Below are 19,366 nucleotides of genomic sequence, written 5' to 3' on the forward strand. Positions count from 1 at the left end.
TTGTGTCCTATTATTTTTCACTAGCTTGCTCTTGAATCATCTTTAAAGCACTTTTTTCTAATCTTGAAATTTGTGCTTGAGAAATCCCTAAATCTTTCGCAATTTCTGTTTGAGTATGGCCATAATAATAACGTTGCGAAAGAATATTTTGTTGTCTTCTATCCAATTTTTGTATTTGTTCTTTAATAGCGACATAAGTTAACCAGCGATCTTCTGAAACTGTCTGATCTTTTAATTGATCCATCATATATACAGGATCGCCACCCTCAGCATATATCGGCTCATGTAATGACATCGGTTCTTGGATTGCATCTAATGCAAATAATATATCCTCTTGTGGTAAACCCGTCATCCTAGCTAAGTCTGTTAGCGTTGGTTCACGTAATTCTTCCGTTAAAAATTGCTCTTTGGCTTGCATCGCTTTATAAGCAATATCACGTAATGATCTTGAAACGCGTAGTGGATGGTGATCTCTTAAATGCCTTCTAATTTCACCAATGATCATGGGTACTGCATAGGTTGAAAATCGAACATTATGCGATAAGTCAAAATGGTCAATTGATTTTAATAACCCAATACAACCTACTTGGAATAAATCATCAGCCTGTTCACCTCTATAAGCAAAACGACCGACAATACTTAATACTAACCGTAAATTTCCCATCACAAGTTGTTCTCTTACTTCTTCTTGTCCATTTTGTAATGCAACAAATAATTGTCGCATTTCTTCATGTTTCAAAACAGGTAATGTGGATGTATCAACACCACAAATTTCAACTTTTGTTCGCATATTTTACCCTCCGGATGCTTCATCACTGTTAGTAAATTCAGTGTGTCCGAAACGAATAATAATATGCGCTTTATTTCCTTCCAAATTCAACCGTTATGATGTCAATTGATTTAAATGATTTCGTAACTCTTGAATAATTTTCTTTTCTAAACGGGAAATATAAGACTGTGAAATCCCTAAATGATCTGCTACTTCTTTTTGTGTCATTTCTTCTTTACCTGCAAGTCCAAAGCGACATTCCATTATATACCGTTCTCTTTCATCTAATTTTTGAATGGCATGAAACATATGCTGACGTTCCATCTTTTTCTCTACATCATCTGTGATGAGATGTTCATCTGTTCCTAAAATATCGGATAATAGTAGCTCATTGCCATCACCATCTGAGTTTAAAGGTTCATCTAATGAAACTTCGCCTTTCATACGACTTGTCTTTCGCAAATGCATTAAGATCTCATTTTCAATACATCTCGAAGCGTAAGTCGCTAATTTTATTTTCTTATCAGCATTGAATGTTTCTATCGCCTTGATTAAACCGATAGAGCCGATACTAATCAAATCTTCGATAGGTGTCTTTGCATTATCGAATCGTCTTGCAATATAGACAACAAGTCTCAAGTTATGCTCAATCAAAATATCTCTAGCATGCATATCACCGTTTTTGAAAGCAGCAATCATTTCTTGTTCCTCTTCTTTTTTCAAAGGTATTGGTAAAGATTCATGGCTACCAATGTAAAATGTGCCTGTTCTCCTAAGTCTTGCAATAGCCTCTGTTAACCAACGCCAAAATCGACGAATCATTCGTTAAAAACCTCCATTCATTAAATGTGATATAAAGCAGTAAAATGTAATATGGCATCTGCTTCCTGTGGAAACGGGGTGTTTTGAATAGAAATAATAAAAAAACCGGGTGATATCGGGCGATTTTCTTCGTCTTTTATCAACCATTTATCATAGCGAAAAGCTAAACTATATGTTTTTTTTTCTTGAACAGTTGTTATCGGGATCACAGCCACTTTCTTTTGAAAATATTCTGGAAACATCTTTAAATCATATGGATCACTCGCATCCCATTGAAACAACGCCATTTTTAAATTGTCAGGTAAGGAATGTTCTATTGCTTTATAACGTACAAAATGAACAGGTTTTCCTGATAACGGCTCAACTGTCGTATTTCCTGTATCTATAAAACATTTTAAGGAAACGGTTATTTCTCCTAATTGTAAATCACATAATTGCACTAAACGTTGCTGTAAGTTATCTTCTCTAGCTACAAGTAGTCGATTTTTCAACAATAATAATCCTGCTGTTGCAATAATCCCACTTATGATCAATAGAGTAAATACTGAAGTGTTGATCCATAGCGGTTCGAATGCAGTAAATAGCCCGCCTGCAAACAAAGCCGCCACAAAGCACATGAGAGCGCCTTTCCACCAATTGCGAATTTGCCAACCAAAAGCAACCGTAATCATTAAAATAAACGCAATAACCATCATGAGAAAATGGTGTCCAAAAATAACAATCCAAATACCTGCAAGAAAAGCACTGATAAGTAATCTTCTTTTTGGTTGTTGCAAATAACAGATTGAATTTGTAAAAGAAAGAATCACATAGTTAAAAAGGGTATTCATCAATATCAGCACTTCGCCATACAATTCACCACCTCCCACATAGAAAAGATAACATAACAAGTCTTCAAAAAATGTCAAAGGGTGAATGTAGAAAGAAGAAACTTTCCGACATAATCATTCATTTTTCTAAATGAATCAATTTCATAATGCAAAATTCAGACGAAAAGCACGAACATTTCAAATCAAAATAAACATTAATATTCAGAAGTTTTTGTTCCGCTCCAGACGGCGCTTTCCACGGGCTTGGCTTCAATCTCCTCGGGTCGACACGATGTTGACCCCAAAGCCGTTGCCACAGGACGTGGCGAACTTAGGCTTTGTCCCTTAAATTGTTCCTGCGGGGCTTTCAGCTCAAGCTTTTCCCGTAGGACTTTGAATAAGCCTCCCTGAACTCACACCGCACGAAGAAAATGCGCAAGCCTAATCGAGGAGTCGCCGTCTTCCGCTCCACAACTATCAAAATTAGTTATTCTTAAATGTTCGGATTTTTTAAGAAGAAAATGATTTATGAAATTGATTCAAATAACTTTTAAAAGTTATACTATGATTCAAAATGTAAAAAGAGTTCAATCCAGTATCAAAATCTGAATTGAACTCTTTTTTATTTAATTCCGTTCTAGGAGGAAAATTTTTTATCAAATTTTTATAATTGTCGTTAAAGTGTGTTTCTCGCTTTGTGATTCAATTAACGACGCTTATTGCGATTACGTAAGAAAGTTGGAATATCTAATGTATCTTCTTGGGTATTGACCTGATATTGCGTTTGACGCGGAGCTTCTTGAACTGGTTGGATCACTTCTTCTGAACGACCTTCGCGTCCTACCACATGCTGTTGCATAGGAGCAGATTGTTGACGAGTAGAACCAATTCCACTACGATTTGTTGTGCTACGTCCATCATATTGATTTTCATCTTCTGTAAATTCCGTTGCGATAACAGTGACCACAATTTCATCTTTCAAATTATCGTTGATAACCGCACCGAAAATAATATTTACATCTTCATCTGATGCTGATGAAACGATATCAGCAGCCTCTTGTACTTCGTATAAGCTTAAGTTTGAACCACCAGTCATATTCATCAAAACACCTTTTGCCCCATGAATAGATGTTTCAAGCAAAGGACTTGAAATAGCCTTTTTAGCGGCTTCTACAGCACGTGTTTCACCCGAAGCAATACCGATTCCCATCAAGGCCGATCCTTTGTTAGACATGATTGTTTTTACATCAGCAAAGTCTAAATTGATAAGACCTGGTACTGCGATTAAATCTGAAATACCTTGAACACCTTGGCGAAGGACATTATCTGCTTCACGGAATGCTTCAAGCATTGGTGTATTTTTATCAACAATTTCTAATAAACGGTCATTTGGAATGACAATTAGTGTATCGACTGCATCTTTCATAGCAGCTGTACCAGAAAGTGCTTGTTTTTGGCGTTTTTTTCCTTCAAATGTGAATGGACGAGTAACAACACCTACTGTTAACGCACCAAGCTCTTTCGCTATTTGAGCAATTACAGGTGCTGCACCAGTACCTGTACCTCCGCCCATACCAGCAGTCACAAATACCATATCTGCACCACTTAATGCTTCTTCGATTTGTTCTTTACTTTCTTCGGCAGCTTTTTTTCCTACTTCTGGGTTAGCACCTGCCCCTAAGCCACGAGTAGATTTTGCTCCAATTTGTAATTTTACTTCAGCATTTGATAATTTTAATGCCTGCGAATCAGTATTAACGGCGATAAATTCTACACCTTGCACCCCATGTTCAATCATTCGGTTTACCGCATTATTACCGCCACCGCCAACACCGATAACTTTTATAACAGCAAGTTGATCGTCACTTGTTTCAAATTCTAACATCTCTATTCCTCCTAATTCAGCTCATAATGTGTAGAGTAAATCGCCATGATTATTCTAAGAATCTATTAAAGAAACCTTTAACTTTTGTAAGTACACCGTCTCTATGTTCATGTGTTTCAAATACTGAAGGTCCCTTTGGTTGATCGATGTGCTGTTCTTCATGCATCGTAGGACCGAGTGGAACATTATCACTAACATCTCGATTAAATTGAGATTCTTTGTATGCATATCGTATTAGGTTAACGGCTGATGTATATTCAGGTTCCCTTACGCCAATATAATTAGGTGAATAAATTTTAACACTTGTTTGCAAAACATGACGCGCCAATTGAGGTAGCCCTTCAAGTTTTGCTACACCACCAGTCAAAACTACACCCCCTGGCAAATCTTGAATACCCATTCGATACAATTCATCAATAATCAAATCGAAAAGTTCTTCAAGTCTAACACCAATGATCTCGGATATGTATCTTTGACTGAATTGTTCTTTTGTATCTGCACCTATTACAGGAACTTCAAACAATTCATCTTCTGAAGCATCATCGTAATAAGCATGTCCAAATTCTAATTTAATCTTCTCTGCTTGTTCTGTTGGTGTTTTTAAAACAATCGATAAATCTTTTGTTATATGTTCACCACCGACTGGTATCATCGCTGTGTGTATAAAGTGCCCGTCTTTGAATACTGCAATTGTCGTAGAGCCGCCACCGATATCGATGAACGCTGTACCACGATTACGATCATCTTCAGTTAACGCAAATTGCCCTGCTGCTAAAGGTTGCAAATAAATTTGTTGAATTTCCAAGCCCGCTTTTTCAACACATCTTAAAACATTGTGTAAAACCGTTTTCGATGTTGTGATCATCGTTCCATCCATTTCTAAACGGATACCGATCATTCCTCTTGGATCATTAATTCCATCTAAACCATCTACTATAAATTGAATAGGTACAATATTCACCAATTCACGATCAGGTGGAATAGACATTAGTTGTGCAGATTCTATCACACGATCTAAATCAACATCCGTAATTTCACGATTTTCACTATTTACTGCAACAACACCTTTGACAGCGTGTAATTGAACTTGATTAGCTGGGATTCCTAAAATTACTTTATTAATAGACAAGCCTACCATTCTTTCAGCTTGTTCTACAGCCTTCTTGATCGATTGTACAGTAGCATCAATATCTACAATACTCCCTCTACGAACGCCTGCTGACTTGACATTTCCAACTCCAATAACATGCACAGTCTCATCATCTACTTCTCCGATGAGAACTTTAATAGAAGAAGATCCTATATCTAGTGAAACGTATAATTCTGAATGACTCAAACTGTGGTACCTCCTTCAACAACTCTTAATAAACATTCTATTGTAAAAATATGAACTTGTCTAAGTAAATTCCAGAAAGTTACCGAAAATCCCTTCATTTATCCTGCTTTTTTAACTTTTGATGTATTTTTTATGATTCACATGGTACAAATCACTAAAAACCCAATATAAAATGCTAGACTTTTGTCAGGCTACAATCTATATAACTATTCATACAACAATAGAATATAGCAATTTAGTAGGATCTACATTTTAATTCTTTTAAACTAAAATCATTTTATTTATAGTTTATTATAATCTATTGAGCATGTTTTAATAGAAAAAATACAATACTTTTTAGAATAATTTCATATTTTATGTAAAATCAAGTGCTACTCTTCTTTATACTTCCCATACTCAGTTTTATAAGAACGATAAAAAGTACCCACTTCTAAATCAATGACTCCTTTTTCACCTTTTTTCACTTGTGAAACAATAGATGGATAGTATTTTAATTTTGAAGCAAGTGTAGGAATAGAAGCTCGTACTTCAAAACCATCATTCATGAACATTTGAATGGCATATGGGTTTGAATCATCAGGTGTAGCGTTTACTTGAGAAATCAAATTAATTAGTTGATTATCCAACTTGCTTAATTGTTGAATCATTTTCATTCTTGTTTCTTCGTCCTCAAATCCTACTAAAATCGGCATATCAAAACTTGATGGTATTTCGGACGTATTTAGTATTGTTCCGTTATCCAATACCAAATGATATTGTTCATTTTTCTTTAATAAAGCCACTCGTTTGTATTCTTTTACTGAAATCGTAACATGATTGAACCATTGTCTTTTTACTGTTACTTGCTTGACAATTTTTTGTTCTTTTAATAAATTTTCGACTGCATGACGATTAAATTCCCACAGTGAGTCGCCTTTGCGAAGTCCACTATGCTTTTTATAATATTCCCCACTCTTCAAATCATTTCCTACCACTGTAATTTGATTTATATGACTTAAAGGCGATTGAAAGTATAGAAGTGTCAGTAAGGTAAGAACGAAAATAACAATGAGCATAGTAAAACGACGATTCGTTCTTTTTTTACGTCGTTCTTTTAAAGTGGGGATTCGTTCTTCAATATCAATGATTTTCTCCAAACTGAACACTCCCTTCTTAAAATTATCTTTCTTTTGAAAAATTCCAAACTATTCCAATTGCGATCCATGTCACAACAAGCGATGTACCTCCATAACTGATAAAAGGTAATGTTACACCTGTTACGGGTAGCAATCCTGAAACGACACCAATATTCAAAAATGCTTGAAATCCAATCATACCAATTAATGTAGCGATACTATATAAAGAAACCTTATGGCTAGATTTATAGGCTAATTTAAACCCAGCATAAATCAGTACACCAAACGCAAAAATAATAATCGCTGCTCCGATAAAACCCATTTCCTCAGCAATAATCGAAAAAATAAAATCATTCTGCGGCTCCGGTAGATACAAATACTTTTGCCGACTGTTCCCAAACCCAAATCCATATAATCCAGCTGGTCCAATCGCAAGTAAGGATTGGATTGCCTGAAATCCACTACCAAGAGGATCTGACCATGGATCCAAAAATGCCTTTATTCTTTTTAAACGATAAGGTGCAGAAAGGATTAATCCAGCTAGCCCCACCACTCCAGCGATGATCAGAAAAACATAAAAACGAATGGGATAACCTGAGATAAAGAACAGCAGGAATACAGCTACGATCAATATAAACGCTGAGCCAAAATCAGGCTGCAACATAATGAGAATAATAGGTAAAAATAGATACCCAAAATGCCGCCAATGGATCTTAGAACCTGTAGATTTCTGATTGCTCAAAATAAAACTGAGCTTCACAATCGTAGCTATTTTAGTAAGCTCTGATGGTTGCAAACTAAGTGGTCCAAGCGCAATCCAGCTTTGAGAGCCATTTCGGACAACACCGATTCCTGGAACTAAGACAGCTACCAACAACAGTATAGATAGCCAATAAAGGAGTGTCCAAGTCTTTTCCGACTGAAGACCTTTGTAACGACCACAAAAAGAAAAAGATAATAAAGCCACTCCTAGATAAATTAATTGTTTCACTAAAAAAGGTGCTGTTTGACCGTAGTGGATTTTTCCCCAGTACGAACCAGCAGAATATACAAAAACAATACCAATGACAGTCAAAAATAGGGTTGCAATCATTAATAAAAGTCGATCACGTTGTATCAGGCAAGGCATCCTTCCTATACTTAGTAATAGAAATTATTATAATTTCATAGCTGCTTCGATAAATAAATCCCCTCGTGTTTCAAAACTAGGATATTGATCCCAACTTGCACATGCTGGTGAAAGTAGAATGATATCTCCTGGCTCTGATAGTTCAGCTGCTTTCGGTACCGCATCTTGAATATTCTCTGCATGAACAATTGTCTTAACGCCGCATGAGGAAGCAAATTCAGCGAAACGATCCGCAGTTTGTCCTGATACGACAACTGCGTGGACATTTGACATAAATGGTCGTAGTTCTTCAAATGAATGACCACGATCTAAACCACCTGCAAGTAAAACGATTGGTTGTTTAAACGCTGCAAGTGCACTGCGAGTAGCCAATGTATTTGTTGCTTTTGAATCATTATAAATTTTGCGCTTATTCCATTCACGAATAAATTGTGTACGGTGTTTAACGCCTGTAAACGATTTTAGAACATGTTCTATTTTATCTTTAGGACAATTCAATATAATCGCTGCTGCTATTGTAGCAAGAACATTTTCTAAATTATGCTTACCCGGTAATGCAATGACCTTGCGCTTCATAAATGGTTTTCCTAACCAGTAAATCATTTCATCATCTGCACTAATTCCGTCTTCAATTAAACGGGTAGATGAAAATGGTATTAAATGTGCTTTTGAATTTTGGGCATAAGAAGCAACCATTTCTTGATCTGCATTATAGATCAAATAATCAGATGCATCTTGATTGCGTGTAATATTGAACTTTGCATCCCCATATGACTCTATCGAACCATGATAGTCAATGTGGGCTTCAAACAAATTCGTCCAAATTGCAATTTTAGGCTTAAATGTTTCAGTACCCATTAATTGGAAAGAAGATAGTTCGGTCACAATAATATTATCGGCTGTAGCTTTTTCTGTTACAGTACAAGCGACTGTTCCAATATTACCTGCAATCAATGGATTCAGACCACCTTGTTTTAAAATATGATACAACAAAGTGGTCGTTGTTGTCTTACCATTTGATCCAGTAATTCCAATCATTGGTGATTCGCTGATTAAGTAGGCTAGTTCTACTTCCGTCCATACAGGAATACCACGTTTTACAGCATCTGCAACGATAATATTTGTATAAGGTATACCAGGATTTTTGATCACTAATTCAAACCCTTCATCCAATAAATCTTCTGGGTGACGACCACAAATAACCGTAATTCCTTGTTGTAAAAGTTTTTGTGCATCCTTATTTTCTTCAAAAGGTTTGGCATCGTTTACGGTAACAAATGCTCCCATCTTATGAAGCAATTCTGCAGCTGCTACACCACTTTTTGCTAAACCTAATACTAATACTTTTTTGTGTTCCATCATGGTTAAGTTTTTCATCATAATACCTCCGGAACCACTGCAATCAAAGCTGCCACTAATGCTGTTAACCAGAACGTTAGGACAATACGCCATTCAGACCAACCTGAAAGCTCAAAATGGTGATGTAGTGGACTCATTTTAAAGATTCTTTTACCTGTTAATTTAAAGCTTGCTACTTGCATAATAACAGATAAAGTTTCAACGACAAAAATTATTCCGATTAGTAATAATAATAGTTCTTGACCAACTAGGATCGATAACATGGCTAAAGCTCCACCTAATGCAAGTGAACCCGTATCTCCCATAAATACTTTTGCCGGGTTCGCATTAAAGATTAAGAACCCTAGTAAAGCACCTACAACTGCAAATGCAAAAATAGCAACATCCATTTGGTCATTTAAAAGCGCCAGCACACCATATGCAGCAAAAGCAATGGAAGCAGTCCCTGAAACTAGACCATCCAGTCCGTCCGTTAAATTGACGGCATTTGAGAAACCAACTAGCCAAAATACCAAAAACAGTACATAGGCTAATCCTAGATGTATTGCAAAATCTGTAAACGGTATTTGAACTGTATTATGAAACGTGCCTAATTTCAATAAGAAATAGGCCGCAATCGAAATAACAATTTGTGCGATTAGTTTTTGTAAAGATGTTAATCCCAAATTACGTTTGAAGATGATTTTAAGTCCATCATCCAAAAAACCAACTACTCCGAAACCGATAAGTACAAGTACTAAAATAATGGTTTGAGATGTAAAGGCTCCCTTTACTAAACTCATCATAACGGTTGTTGCAATAATTGAAAGTAAGAAAATGACACCCCCCATCGTTGGGGTACCTGCCTTTTTCATATGTGATTTTGGCCCTTCTTCACGAATACTTTGACCAAATTTAAAGCGTCTTAATAATGGAATAACAATCGGACCTAGTATGACCGAAATAATAAATGAAATGGCTAAAATAATTAGCATTGTTGCGATTGACATGAAAAGATTCTCCTTCTATCCTTCTTTAGTACATGTACTATCATAGTAGTTTCGAATTCATTTTTAAAGACTAATATTACTGTTTTTCTAAATAAACGTGAATAGTCCCATCTTTAACAATTTGTGCATCTGCTTTTGGAAGTTGAGAAACAATTTTTTCGCCTTCTCCATGCCACTCGATTCGGAAAGGATACAATAATTCTGTAATTTCTTCTTTCGTTTTGCCTACTAAGTTGGGGACTCGAACTTTTTCAACATCCCCCCAGCGATATTCTTTCTCCATCTGCTCTTTACGATCTGTAATCCCCACAGTCGTATGAATATCTTCAATAATCTGCCCAACAATTGGAGCTGCAATTACACCACCGAATTGCGAGCCATGCTTAGGATTATCCACTGCTACATATACAACAACTTTTGGATCATCTGCTGGCGCAAAGCCGATAAAAGAAACAATATACTCGCCACTTTTGTAACGTCCATTTTCCGCCTTTTGGGCGGTTCCCGTTTTCCCACCAATTCTTAGGTGATCTTGATAAGCACCTCTCCCTGAACCATTTGCCACAACAGATTCTAATGCATTGCGAACTTTTGCGGATGTTTCTGGACGTATAACTTGACGCTTTAGAGTAGGCTCATATGTTTTTAAAGTTTTTCCGTTTTCACTATTGATCACTTTCTTTACAATATAGGGGGTCATCAATTTTCCACCATTCACTGCTGCAGAAACAGCCTGTACTTGTTGAATAGGGGTTACAGATATTCCCTGACCAAATGAGGTCGTTGCATGCTCCACAGGGCCATAATTTTTGGGAGAAAATAGAATTCCTGTTGATTCTCCTGCCATATTAGAGCCTGTCACCTGTCCAAATCCGAAATCACGGATATACTGTTGAAGCTTCGTTGGACCAACACGTCGCCCTAACTCGATAAAACCAGGATTACATGAGTTCTCAACGACCTCAAGGAAGGTTTCTTGACCATGTCCTTCTCGTTTCCAGCATCGAAGTGTAGCTCCTTCTACATTGGCGTACCCCGGGTCAAAAAATTGATCTTTTTCCAAATCGACTACATTTTCTTCTAATGCCGCACTTAACGTAATGATCTTAAACGTTGAGCCTGGTTCGTATGTCATCCAAACTGGTAAATTCCGATTATAGATCTTAGAATCTACTTTTTGATACTCTGCTGGATTATATGTAGGAAATGAAGCTAATCCAAGTATCTCACCAGTTTTGGGATTCATAGCAATTCCTATTGCCTGATCCGCTTCATACTTCTCCATCGCCTGTGCTAACTCTCTTTCAATTACCTTTTGAACATCTACATCTATTGTAAGTTCTAACGTTGCCCCATCTTGCCCTTCTCTCCATCCATCTTCAACATGAGGTAAATTAGCCCCTTTCGCATCTGTAAATAAGCGAATGGCAGATTGCTTTCCTAATAACAAATCGTTATATTGATATTCTAACCCTGCTAAGCCCTGCATGTCACTTCCGGTAAATCCTAATAATCTCGATAATAAAACACCATATGGATAATCCCTGACGTAGTCTAACCCTGTGTAAAGCCCAGCAATTTGTAATTTCTGTATTTTTTCAGCTAACTCATAGGAAATATTTTTTCCTTCTGGTGCAATTTTTATAATGGTCACTTTTTTCTTCAATTGTTCTTCTAATTTTTTTTCGTCCATTTGTAACATAGGTGCTAATTGTGCCGCCACTTTTTCTGGTTCTCTATTTTGAGCAGGCATAAAATAAAGCGTAGGGGCTAATCGATTGCCTACTAAAAGCTTACCGCTTCGATCTACGATATTCCCACGTAAACTTTTCATGGGTACTTCACGATCCCAATTTTCTTCCGCCTTCTTTGTTAAAAAATCATGTTGAAAAAATTGAACAGTAATCAATTTTCCAATAAGCAAACACCCTAAACAGATAAATATCATCATGACAATTTTTAATCTAACACTTACTTGTTTAGTTACCCACATTGTTCGACAATTCACACCTTTTTACATTCAAAATATGATTGTAAAAAGGTGGCTATGCTTGATCTTGGATATTCTTTTCTAACTATTTATATTGTTCTTGTGGTTTGACCATTTTTAAGATTAGCCTTTGATTTCCCTCATAGATCGTACCAGCCTTGATGTTTTGCTTTTCTACATAACCATCGCCTTGTACATTTATCTTAATCCCTGAAAGAGATTGGTAAGTCAAGATATCACGTAATGACCATCCACTGAAATCGGGTATTTTAATATTTCCTGATGTTTTGATAAAAGCATGGCTAGTAGCCAACACTGTTTGATCTTTTTTCGGATATTGATCTGTAATTTTACCGTCTGAACCGATTAAGACTGTTTGGATCTTTTTAGAAGTTAAATTGGCGATAGCGTCATTCGAATCACTTCCTACCAAATCATCCATTACAATTGTCTGCTCAGTCGTTGTTTTGGAAGGTGTAATATTTAAGTACTTTAAACTACTTTCCATTACGGTATTAAATACTTTGGATGTAGGTTCTGAACCAACTTCTGTGACACCTAAATGCGGTTTCTTAATCGCAATATACATAATTAGTTTTGGGTTTTTGGCAGGAGCCATTCCTAAAAAGGAATAAAGAAAATTATTTTTCCCCCAATAATATCCCCCTGTAGATTTTGGAATTTGGGCAGTGCCTGTTTTACCAGCCACCTCATAGTCCTTACTTGCAAAGTTTTGTGCAGTTCCCTTTTCAGAGGTAACTGTTGTTGCTAAAATTTCTCTTACTTGTTTAGCTGTATCTGCCGAAATAGGACTGCCTTTTACAACAGGTTTATGTTCTTTCACTATTTTACCATTGTTGGGATCTACAATCTTGTCAATGACATATGGTTGCATCATTTTCCCGTCATTTGCAACTGCAGTCAATGCCTGTATTAATTGAATTGGCGTCACCGTAGAGCCTTGTCCATACGTTGTTGTCACACGATTGATCGGATAATCATCTAAAATTTTCCCTGTTGCTTCGTTTGGCAAATCGATTCCTGTTTTTTGTCCGAATCCAAATTTTTTCATATACTGGATGAACGTCTTATCGCCAATTTTTTTCAATAGATTCGCCATCCCAACATTGGAGGAACGTTGGATTCCTTCTAAATATGTGATCCTCCCCCACCCCACTTGATTGGCATCACGAATCGTCCGATCATATACTTTGTATTGACCCGATTGATAGGTATCATTGGGATTCCATTTACCTTCTTGAATGGCTGTAGAAAGTGTAAATGTTTTCATTGTCGATCCCGGTTCTAATGTTGTTTCTGTCATTTCGTTCATCCAGCTAGTATCTAATCCCTCACCAGTTTGCGGATTAAAAGTAGGACGTTGTGATGCTGCCAATATTTCTCCTGTTTTAGGATTAGCAACAATAGCAACCATCGATTCTGGATTATATTGTTTGTACACTTTACTCATTGAATCTTCTAAGAAATTCTGAATCGTCTTATCAAGAGTCAAGTAGACATTATCACCATTTTTAGCTGGTTGAACCATCTCTTTGCTATTGGGTAATAGATAACCAAATAAGTCACTTTTATATTGAATATGACCGTTTACACCCGAAAGCTCTTTATTATAAGTTGCTTCTAAACCCATTTTACCTACAGTTGGAGCTTGGGCCTCATCCTCATCTTCTTCTCGAGCAATGCCGATTAAATTAGATGCAAAAGTACCATTTGGGTAGAATCTTTTTTTATCTTCCATAAAATTAATCCCTGGTAATTTCTCTGCTTTTATCTTTTTCATAGTAGCATGACTGATATTACGACCTGCAGTCCCAAATTCAACCTGATATGTATCCTTTTTTTCAGGTATGAGTCTCTTATAGATTTCTTCTTCATCCATGTTAATGTATTTAGCTAAAATAACAGCTGTTTTTTTAGGATTCACAACATGCATTTTCTTTTTGGTTCCATCAGATGCACTTGGATCAACAACAGCTATTATGCGATAGCTAATGGCATCTTTAGCAATGACTTGTCCCTGCTTATCGAAAATATACCCTCTGTTTGCTGTAATTGTTTTTGTTTTTTCATATCTTGCTGCTGCTTTTGCAGCTAATTTTTGCCCTTCCGCTTGCCCAGTTACTTGAATATAAAAAATTCTAAAAAACATTAAAAAAAATAGGAGCCCATAGATGATTAGCATCATAGAGGCCCCCCATTGAAATTTACTCTTTTTCATTGTCCTGACACTACTTTCACGTTTTTTTCGTTCAATTTTAAGCCCATCGCTTTCGCTTTTTTCCAAATACGATCATATGTTGAAAGTTCGCTTACTTCCATTGACAATTCAGAGTTTTGCTTTTTGATCTCATCTATATTGTTTTCAGTCTTTTGCATTTCAACTGAAGCACTATTAATAGATGATTGAACGTTTAAATTCATGACAGCAATCCCGGTAATTACTGTAACCATGCCAATCATCAGTATTTTTTCGATTTTTGTAACTCTATTTTTAAATGGTTTTTGGGTAGCCTTTTTCTCAATTTTTTCAGGCGCAATTGGTTGCTGTTGTATATATACATGCTGTTCACTTCGATCTTGTAATGCCATACTTATCAACTCCTTTTAGTCTTTAATTCTCTCTATAATACGAAGTTTTGCAGACCGTGCACGATTATTTACTGCTAACTCTTCATCTGTTGGTAATATTGGTTTTCTCGTAACCAATTTAATAGCTGGCGTTAATTCTTTAGGAATTACAGGTAAACCCGGTGGTAGTTCCGGCAAGGAAGAAACTTCTTTAAAAATAGTCTTGCACAAACGGTCCTCAAGGGAATGAAATGTAATCACACTAACTCGTCCACCAACACGAATGACTTCTATCGCTTGTTGCAAAGATTCTTCTGCTGCTCCTAGCTCGTCATTTACAGCGATTCGAATAGCTTGAAAGACACGTTTTGCAGGATGCCCGCCTTTTCTTCTTGCAGCTGCTGGAATCCCTTCTTTAATAAGTTCTACCAACTCACCAGTTGTTTGGATCGGCTTCTTTTTTCTAGAATCTTCAATTTTCCGAGCAATCTGTTTAGAAAATTTTTCTTCACCATAACGGTAAAAAATTCTTACTAAATCGTTGTACTCCCATTCATTCACAACGTGAAAGGCAGTTAGTTCTGCTGTTGTATCCATCCTCATATCAAGAGGTGCATCTTGGTGATAGCTAAAACCTCTTTCAGCGTTATCTAACTGTGGGGATGAAACCCCTAAATCATATAAAACCCCGTCCACTTTAGATATCCCTAGATTTTCTAGTTGTTCTTTTAAATAACGGAAATTTGAATGGACAAACGTTACACGATCTATGTAAGGGGCTAATCGAACTTTTGCATTGTCAATAGCAGATAAATCTTGATCAAAGCAGATGAGGCGTCCTTCATCAGACAATTGACTGACGAGGTACTCACTATGTCCTGCACCACCCAATGTACAGTCCACATATATACCGTCAGGACGAATGTTCAATCCATCAACGGTTTCTTTCAGTAATACGGTCGTATGATTGAACAACTGAAATCCTCCTCTTTGTTGTTATATATCAAAGTCAATCATATTCTCAGCAATCTCATTAAACGAATCTTCAGATGTTGTAAAATACGCTTGCCAAGATTGCTGTGCCCAAATTTCAATTCTATTGGAAACACCGAGAATGACGCATTCTTTATCTAGCTGGGCATATGAAAGCAGACCCATGGGAATATTAATACGGCCTTGCTTATCAAACTCTACTTCAGTTGCACCTGAAAAGAAGAATCGTGTAAATGCACGAGCATCTTTTTTAGTAACAGGCAACTTTTTCAACTTTTCCTCAAGTTTTCTCCATTCTTCCATAGGATATCCAAATAAACATTGATCTAACCCACGTGTAATGACAAAACCTTCTTGGAAATGTTCGCGAAATTTTGCTGGTATGATTAAGCGGCCCTTGGCATCGATGTTATGTTGATATTCCCCCATGAACATGGCTCTCACCCCACTATATGAAAATAGATTACCACATTCCCCCACATTCCTCCACTAATTCATGAACATTTCAAAGCCAAATTAAAAAAATACGCAAATTGTCCTTATAATCTTCTTCTAATCTACATTTTTAAATGAGATTATCTAATTTACGCAACTCTATCATTTCTACAGGACTTATTTTTTTAAACGCAAGAAAACTTCTATTACTTTTTTTACACAAAAAGGATACCTCAATGAGATATCCTTTTTGTTTTTAGTATTTTTTTGTGTTTAGCGTTCTGATGCATATAAAGTGAAATTATCACAGAGAAAGTTCTCTTTATCTCCAGTGTGATTTAGTTGAAGGCTCTTAGTTTTTTTAGGTATTCATTCTCAATCTTTAAAAGTTTATTTTCTTCTTGTAGTCGTACTAATTCACTTAATTCTTTTGTGTCCTTTATGATTTTCCTTAGGATTTTGATTATCTGTCCAAGTCTTCCTCTCCGTTTATACAGAGCCTCTATGCCACTTTCATCGGAATTTTTTGCCCACCAGATATTGTACCAACGTTAGAAATATCAAAATGTAGCACTGTTTCAGTTAGAGAAACTCCATTCTTCTACCTCTATTCTAATACTTTCGTTTTAAAACTTCCATCGTACACAAACTTTGGACTTCTTATCTGAAATGCTTCTACGCCAAATTTTTGATATCTATAAATCTACTCCAGGATAGTCTGGTAAGAAGAAATTCCATATTTTTCATTTAAAAACGTTGAACCTTTACCTGACAAATAATCTTGAACAACTTGCATTCTAATATTGCTTGAGAATTTAACCAATATAAAGAACCCCCTAAGTTAGACTTTATTTGTCCAACTTAGGGGGTTCAGATCACCTTTGCAGGTCCATCTTTTTCTCTCTTTGAATTAGTTACTTTAATTCATCCTCAGTTACAGTTACAGTATCTTCATTTACAATAGGTTGATATGTTGTTGTATCTTTTTCTTCTGATGCCTTAAATACATCACTAAAGGCCAATAATCCAACAGCTAATACACCAATAAAGCTTAACATAATAATTTTCTTTTTCATTAATTAATTCCCTCCATAACTATATAATTTTTTAGATGATCTATTGAATAATATATATTCCTTTTGACCATATCTTCTAATAACTTTTCTTGAATTATTTTTTTTATTTTCAACTTTATAATATTTACTCGAACTGGTTTTATCTTTCATTGCTTTTCGCGCTTTAGAAGATTTATCTAAATATTGTTTCATATTTGAAACTTTAACATACTTATCATCATGATGCTTTTCAAAATGATAGTCTAAAGAATCTCTTATATTATTAAAACTTCCTTTCAACCATTCTTTTGATAACACTTTTTGTGAGAAAATTAAAGATGAATAACTTTTTTATAAACAATTTTCTTTCCATCCCTTATTGCAACATTTGCTGAATAAGTCATTTTTGTTCTAACCATTGGCAAATTAGCCTTTTTGCTTTGAGAAGTAAAAGGTTTTATCTTTTTAAAATTGATATTAGTATACTTTTTCTTATTCTTATTTTTGCTCGAATAACGTCCAGTACTCTTAACTTGAAGTGTAACTGAATCAACTGTATCTACACCATAATTAGTCACTTTATATGCAACTCCTGTAACCCCTGGTGTTACTTTAATAGTAACAACATTAGCTAACGCTTTTGTATGCAATTTTTCTTCATTCTTAGTATCTAAATCAACAGAAATCTCATCTCCATCAACTACAAGTTCTTCTGCACTTTCTTTAGCAAAAACATCATTATTCTCTAAAAAAAATGAAAAAATAAATAAAAATATTAAACCAATAATACTTAAAGCTTTATTCATTTAGAAAACCTCCAAATAAAAATCTGGCTCAACACCAAAACCAGTTCTTGAACCCAACTATTTCCTAAAAAAGAGTACAAAAAAGCATCTGTATCCGCTAGAGTTGAGAGTACGACCAAACAAAACAGCGAGGTATACAGATGCACTCTCATTCTATCAAGGATTTATTGGATTTACCAGAACTATTCATTCTTTCTACTAAGAAAACCAATGGACAAATTTTGATTGATGCGTCACCAACGGCCTCACATCAACCTTGCCCTATTTGTGCATCGCAGGAAACGATTCGTCGTGGTATCCATTCCATTCGAAAAGTACGGCACCTCGATTCATTTGGCTGCGTAGTCTATTTAACCTTGCCTGCACTCCGTCTATCCTGTAGGGCTTGTGGCGCTCATTTTGTTTGGTCCTATGATTGTGTCCGCACCGAAAAAGCGCTACACAAAAGCTTTTGAAGATTCTTTACCGAAACAGGTAGCAGACGCAACGGTTACTCATGCTGCATGCGTGACGAATACACCCGCTACTACGATTGCCCGTGTTGTTCATACTTGGAAAACCAATGAAGCCCACACGCATTCAAGAAGCCTGCCAATCGCAAGCCGCCACGCATCATAAACTTGTGTTAGAAATCGATGATTTCGCCATTCGTAAAGGGCATACGTACAAATACAGGGCTTCATGACTTACGCAACGGCACTATTTTAGACATCATACCTGGCCGAACCATTGAAGAATTACAGGGCTATTTCCATACGCAACCAACGCTTTGGGCATTAAAACCAGTCGCTATTGTCATGGATTTAGCGAAGGCTTATCATACGTTTGCGAAAACGATGTACCCGTCTGCCATCCGTATTGCCGATCGTTATCATGTCAATCGTTACGTGACTGAGGCCCTTCAAACGGTCCGAAAATCTGTTCAAAAGGAACTGCCACCTCGTGCGAAAAAAGAATTAAAAAAGCATTTTCGCCTTTTAGGAAAACGAAAGAACACACCATTTTACATTTTTTCCTTTCCTACAGCCCACTTTTACAGCAGGTTTATGGGTGGAAAGAAGCGTTTATAGAGTGGTACGACTGTAGTGCGACCTATAAGTTAGTGAAAAAAGCCTTTGTGCGTTGGCTAAACGTTGGGGATTCTATCCATCACCCAGCCGTGCAAGCCTGTCTTTCTACGATGAAAAATTGGCAAGAGGAAATCTGTAATGACCACCAATTACGCTTCACGAATGCGGCGGTAGAAGGGAAAAAATAATTGGATTAAATCTCTACAAAGACGTCA

Annotated in this window: 18 protein-coding genes and 1 pseudogene; 2 read left to right on the forward strand and 17 right to left on the reverse strand. The window is 36.2% G+C overall.

Annotation, left to right across the window (positions count from 1 at the left end; translation table 11 throughout):
- Positions 1–10: 10 nt before the first annotated feature.
- The 17 genes from sigG to FEZ13_RS08380 all read right to left on the reverse strand — a co-directional run bounded on the left by sigG (position 11) and on the right by FEZ13_RS08380 (position 18,081).
- A complete protein-coding gene (gene sigG, locus FEZ13_RS08305; RefSeq protein ID WP_146549441.1) occupies positions 11–790 on the reverse strand; it encodes an RNA polymerase sporulation sigma factor SigG in 780 nt (259 codons plus the stop codon).
- A gap of 93 nt (positions 791–883) precedes the next feature.
- A complete protein-coding gene (sigE, locus tag FEZ13_RS08310) occupies positions 884–1,591 on the reverse strand; it encodes an RNA polymerase sporulation sigma factor SigE (RefSeq protein WP_146549442.1) in 708 nt (235 codons plus the stop codon).
- A gap of 20 nt (positions 1,592–1,611) precedes the next feature.
- On the reverse strand, positions 1,612–2,445 hold the full coding sequence (locus FEZ13_RS08315) for a sigma-E processing peptidase SpoIIGA (RefSeq protein WP_146552200.1): 834 nt from the start codon (positions 2,443–2,445) through the stop codon (positions 1,612–1,614).
- A 661-nt stretch (positions 2,446–3,106) separates the two neighbouring features.
- Positions 3,107–4,285, reverse strand: coding sequence for a cell division protein FtsZ (gene ftsZ / locus FEZ13_RS08320; protein WP_146552202.1), 1,179 nt, complete (start codon positions 4,283–4,285; stop codon positions 3,107–3,109).
- A 49-nt stretch (positions 4,286–4,334) separates the two neighbouring features.
- Positions 4,335–5,621, reverse strand: coding sequence for a cell division protein FtsA (gene ftsA, locus FEZ13_RS08325; protein ID WP_146552205.1), 1,287 nt, complete (start codon positions 5,619–5,621; stop codon positions 4,335–4,337).
- A 371-nt stretch (positions 5,622–5,992) separates the two neighbouring features.
- Positions 5,993–6,757 carry a cell division protein FtsQ/DivIB gene (locus FEZ13_RS08330; RefSeq protein WP_146552206.1) on the reverse strand — a complete coding sequence of 255 codons (765 nt, stop codon included), beginning with the start codon at positions 6,755–6,757 and terminating at the stop codon, positions 5,993–5,995.
- Positions 6,758–6,779: 22 nt separating this feature from the next.
- Positions 6,780–7,865, reverse strand: a complete 1,086-nt coding sequence (ftsW, locus tag FEZ13_RS08335) for a putative lipid II flippase FtsW (protein WP_146552208.1) — start codon at positions 7,863–7,865, stop codon at positions 6,780–6,782.
- A 27-nt stretch (positions 7,866–7,892) separates the two neighbouring features.
- Positions 7,893–9,242 (reverse strand): UDP-N-acetylmuramoyl-L-alanine--D-glutamate ligase, encoded by a 1,350-nt coding sequence (gene murD / locus FEZ13_RS08340; protein WP_146552210.1) that lies wholly within the window; start codon positions 9,240–9,242, stop codon positions 7,893–7,895.
- A complete protein-coding gene (gene mraY, locus FEZ13_RS08345) occupies positions 9,242–10,213 on the reverse strand; it encodes a phospho-N-acetylmuramoyl-pentapeptide-transferase (RefSeq protein ID WP_146549449.1) in 972 nt (323 codons plus the stop codon). The genes murD and mraY overlap by 1 nt, the downstream gene beginning before the upstream one ends.
- A gap of 76 nt (positions 10,214–10,289) precedes the next feature.
- Positions 10,290–12,206, reverse strand: coding sequence for a stage V sporulation protein D (locus FEZ13_RS08350; protein ID WP_146552212.1), 1,917 nt, complete (start codon positions 12,204–12,206; stop codon positions 10,290–10,292).
- Positions 12,207–12,288: 82 nt separating this feature from the next.
- Positions 12,289–14,406 carry a penicillin-binding transpeptidase domain-containing protein gene (locus FEZ13_RS08355; protein WP_255473079.1) on the reverse strand — a complete coding sequence of 706 codons (2,118 nt, stop codon included), beginning with the start codon at positions 14,404–14,406 and terminating at the stop codon, positions 12,289–12,291.
- Positions 14,407–14,438: 32 nt separating this feature from the next.
- Positions 14,439–14,813, reverse strand: coding sequence for a cell division protein FtsL (gene ftsL / locus FEZ13_RS08360; protein WP_146552215.1), 375 nt, complete (start codon positions 14,811–14,813; stop codon positions 14,439–14,441).
- 15 nt (positions 14,814–14,828) lie between these two features.
- Entirely contained in the window at positions 14,829–15,767 is a 939-nt protein-coding gene (gene rsmH / locus FEZ13_RS08365) for a 16S rRNA (cytosine(1402)-N(4))-methyltransferase RsmH (RefSeq protein ID WP_146552217.1), read from the reverse strand.
- A 21-nt stretch (positions 15,768–15,788) separates the two neighbouring features.
- Positions 15,789–16,220, reverse strand: coding sequence for a division/cell wall cluster transcriptional repressor MraZ (gene mraZ / locus FEZ13_RS08370; protein WP_146552781.1), 432 nt, complete (start codon positions 16,218–16,220; stop codon positions 15,789–15,791).
- Between the two features lie 914 nt (positions 16,221–17,134).
- On the reverse strand, positions 17,135–17,296 hold the full coding sequence (locus FEZ13_RS19475) for a hypothetical protein (protein ID WP_186725818.1): 162 nt from the start codon (positions 17,294–17,296) through the stop codon (positions 17,135–17,137).
- Positions 17,297–17,299: 3 nt separating this feature from the next.
- The gene (locus FEZ13_RS08375; protein WP_146552219.1) at positions 17,300–17,575 is read right to left on the reverse strand and encodes a hypothetical protein; all 276 of its coding nucleotides are present in this window, start codon (positions 17,573–17,575) and stop codon (positions 17,300–17,302) included.
- 32 nt (positions 17,576–17,607) lie between these two features.
- On the reverse strand, positions 17,608–18,081 hold the full coding sequence (locus tag FEZ13_RS08380) for a hypothetical protein (protein WP_146552221.1): 474 nt from the start codon (positions 18,079–18,081) through the stop codon (positions 17,608–17,610).
- Positions 18,082–18,221: 140 nt separating this feature from the next.
- Here FEZ13_RS08380 and FEZ13_RS08385 point away from each other — a divergent pair, with 140 nt between their 5' ends.
- Together FEZ13_RS08385 and FEZ13_RS08390 are read left to right on the forward strand one after the other, a co-directional pair.
- The gene (locus tag FEZ13_RS08385) at positions 18,222–18,536 is read left to right on the forward strand and encodes a transposase family protein (protein ID WP_146552223.1); all 315 of its coding nucleotides are present in this window, start codon (positions 18,222–18,224) and stop codon (positions 18,534–18,536) included.
- A gap of 180 nt (positions 18,537–18,716) precedes the next feature.
- Positions 18,717–19,339 (forward strand): annotated as a pseudogene (locus FEZ13_RS08390) (ISL3 family transposase).
- Positions 19,340–19,366: the final 27 nt, after the last annotated feature.

The organism is Rummeliibacillus sp. SL167 (assembly GCF_007896505.1).
In the GTDB taxonomy this organism is placed as follows: Bacteria; Bacillota; Bacilli; order Bacillales_A; family Planococcaceae; genus Rummeliibacillus; species Rummeliibacillus suwonensis.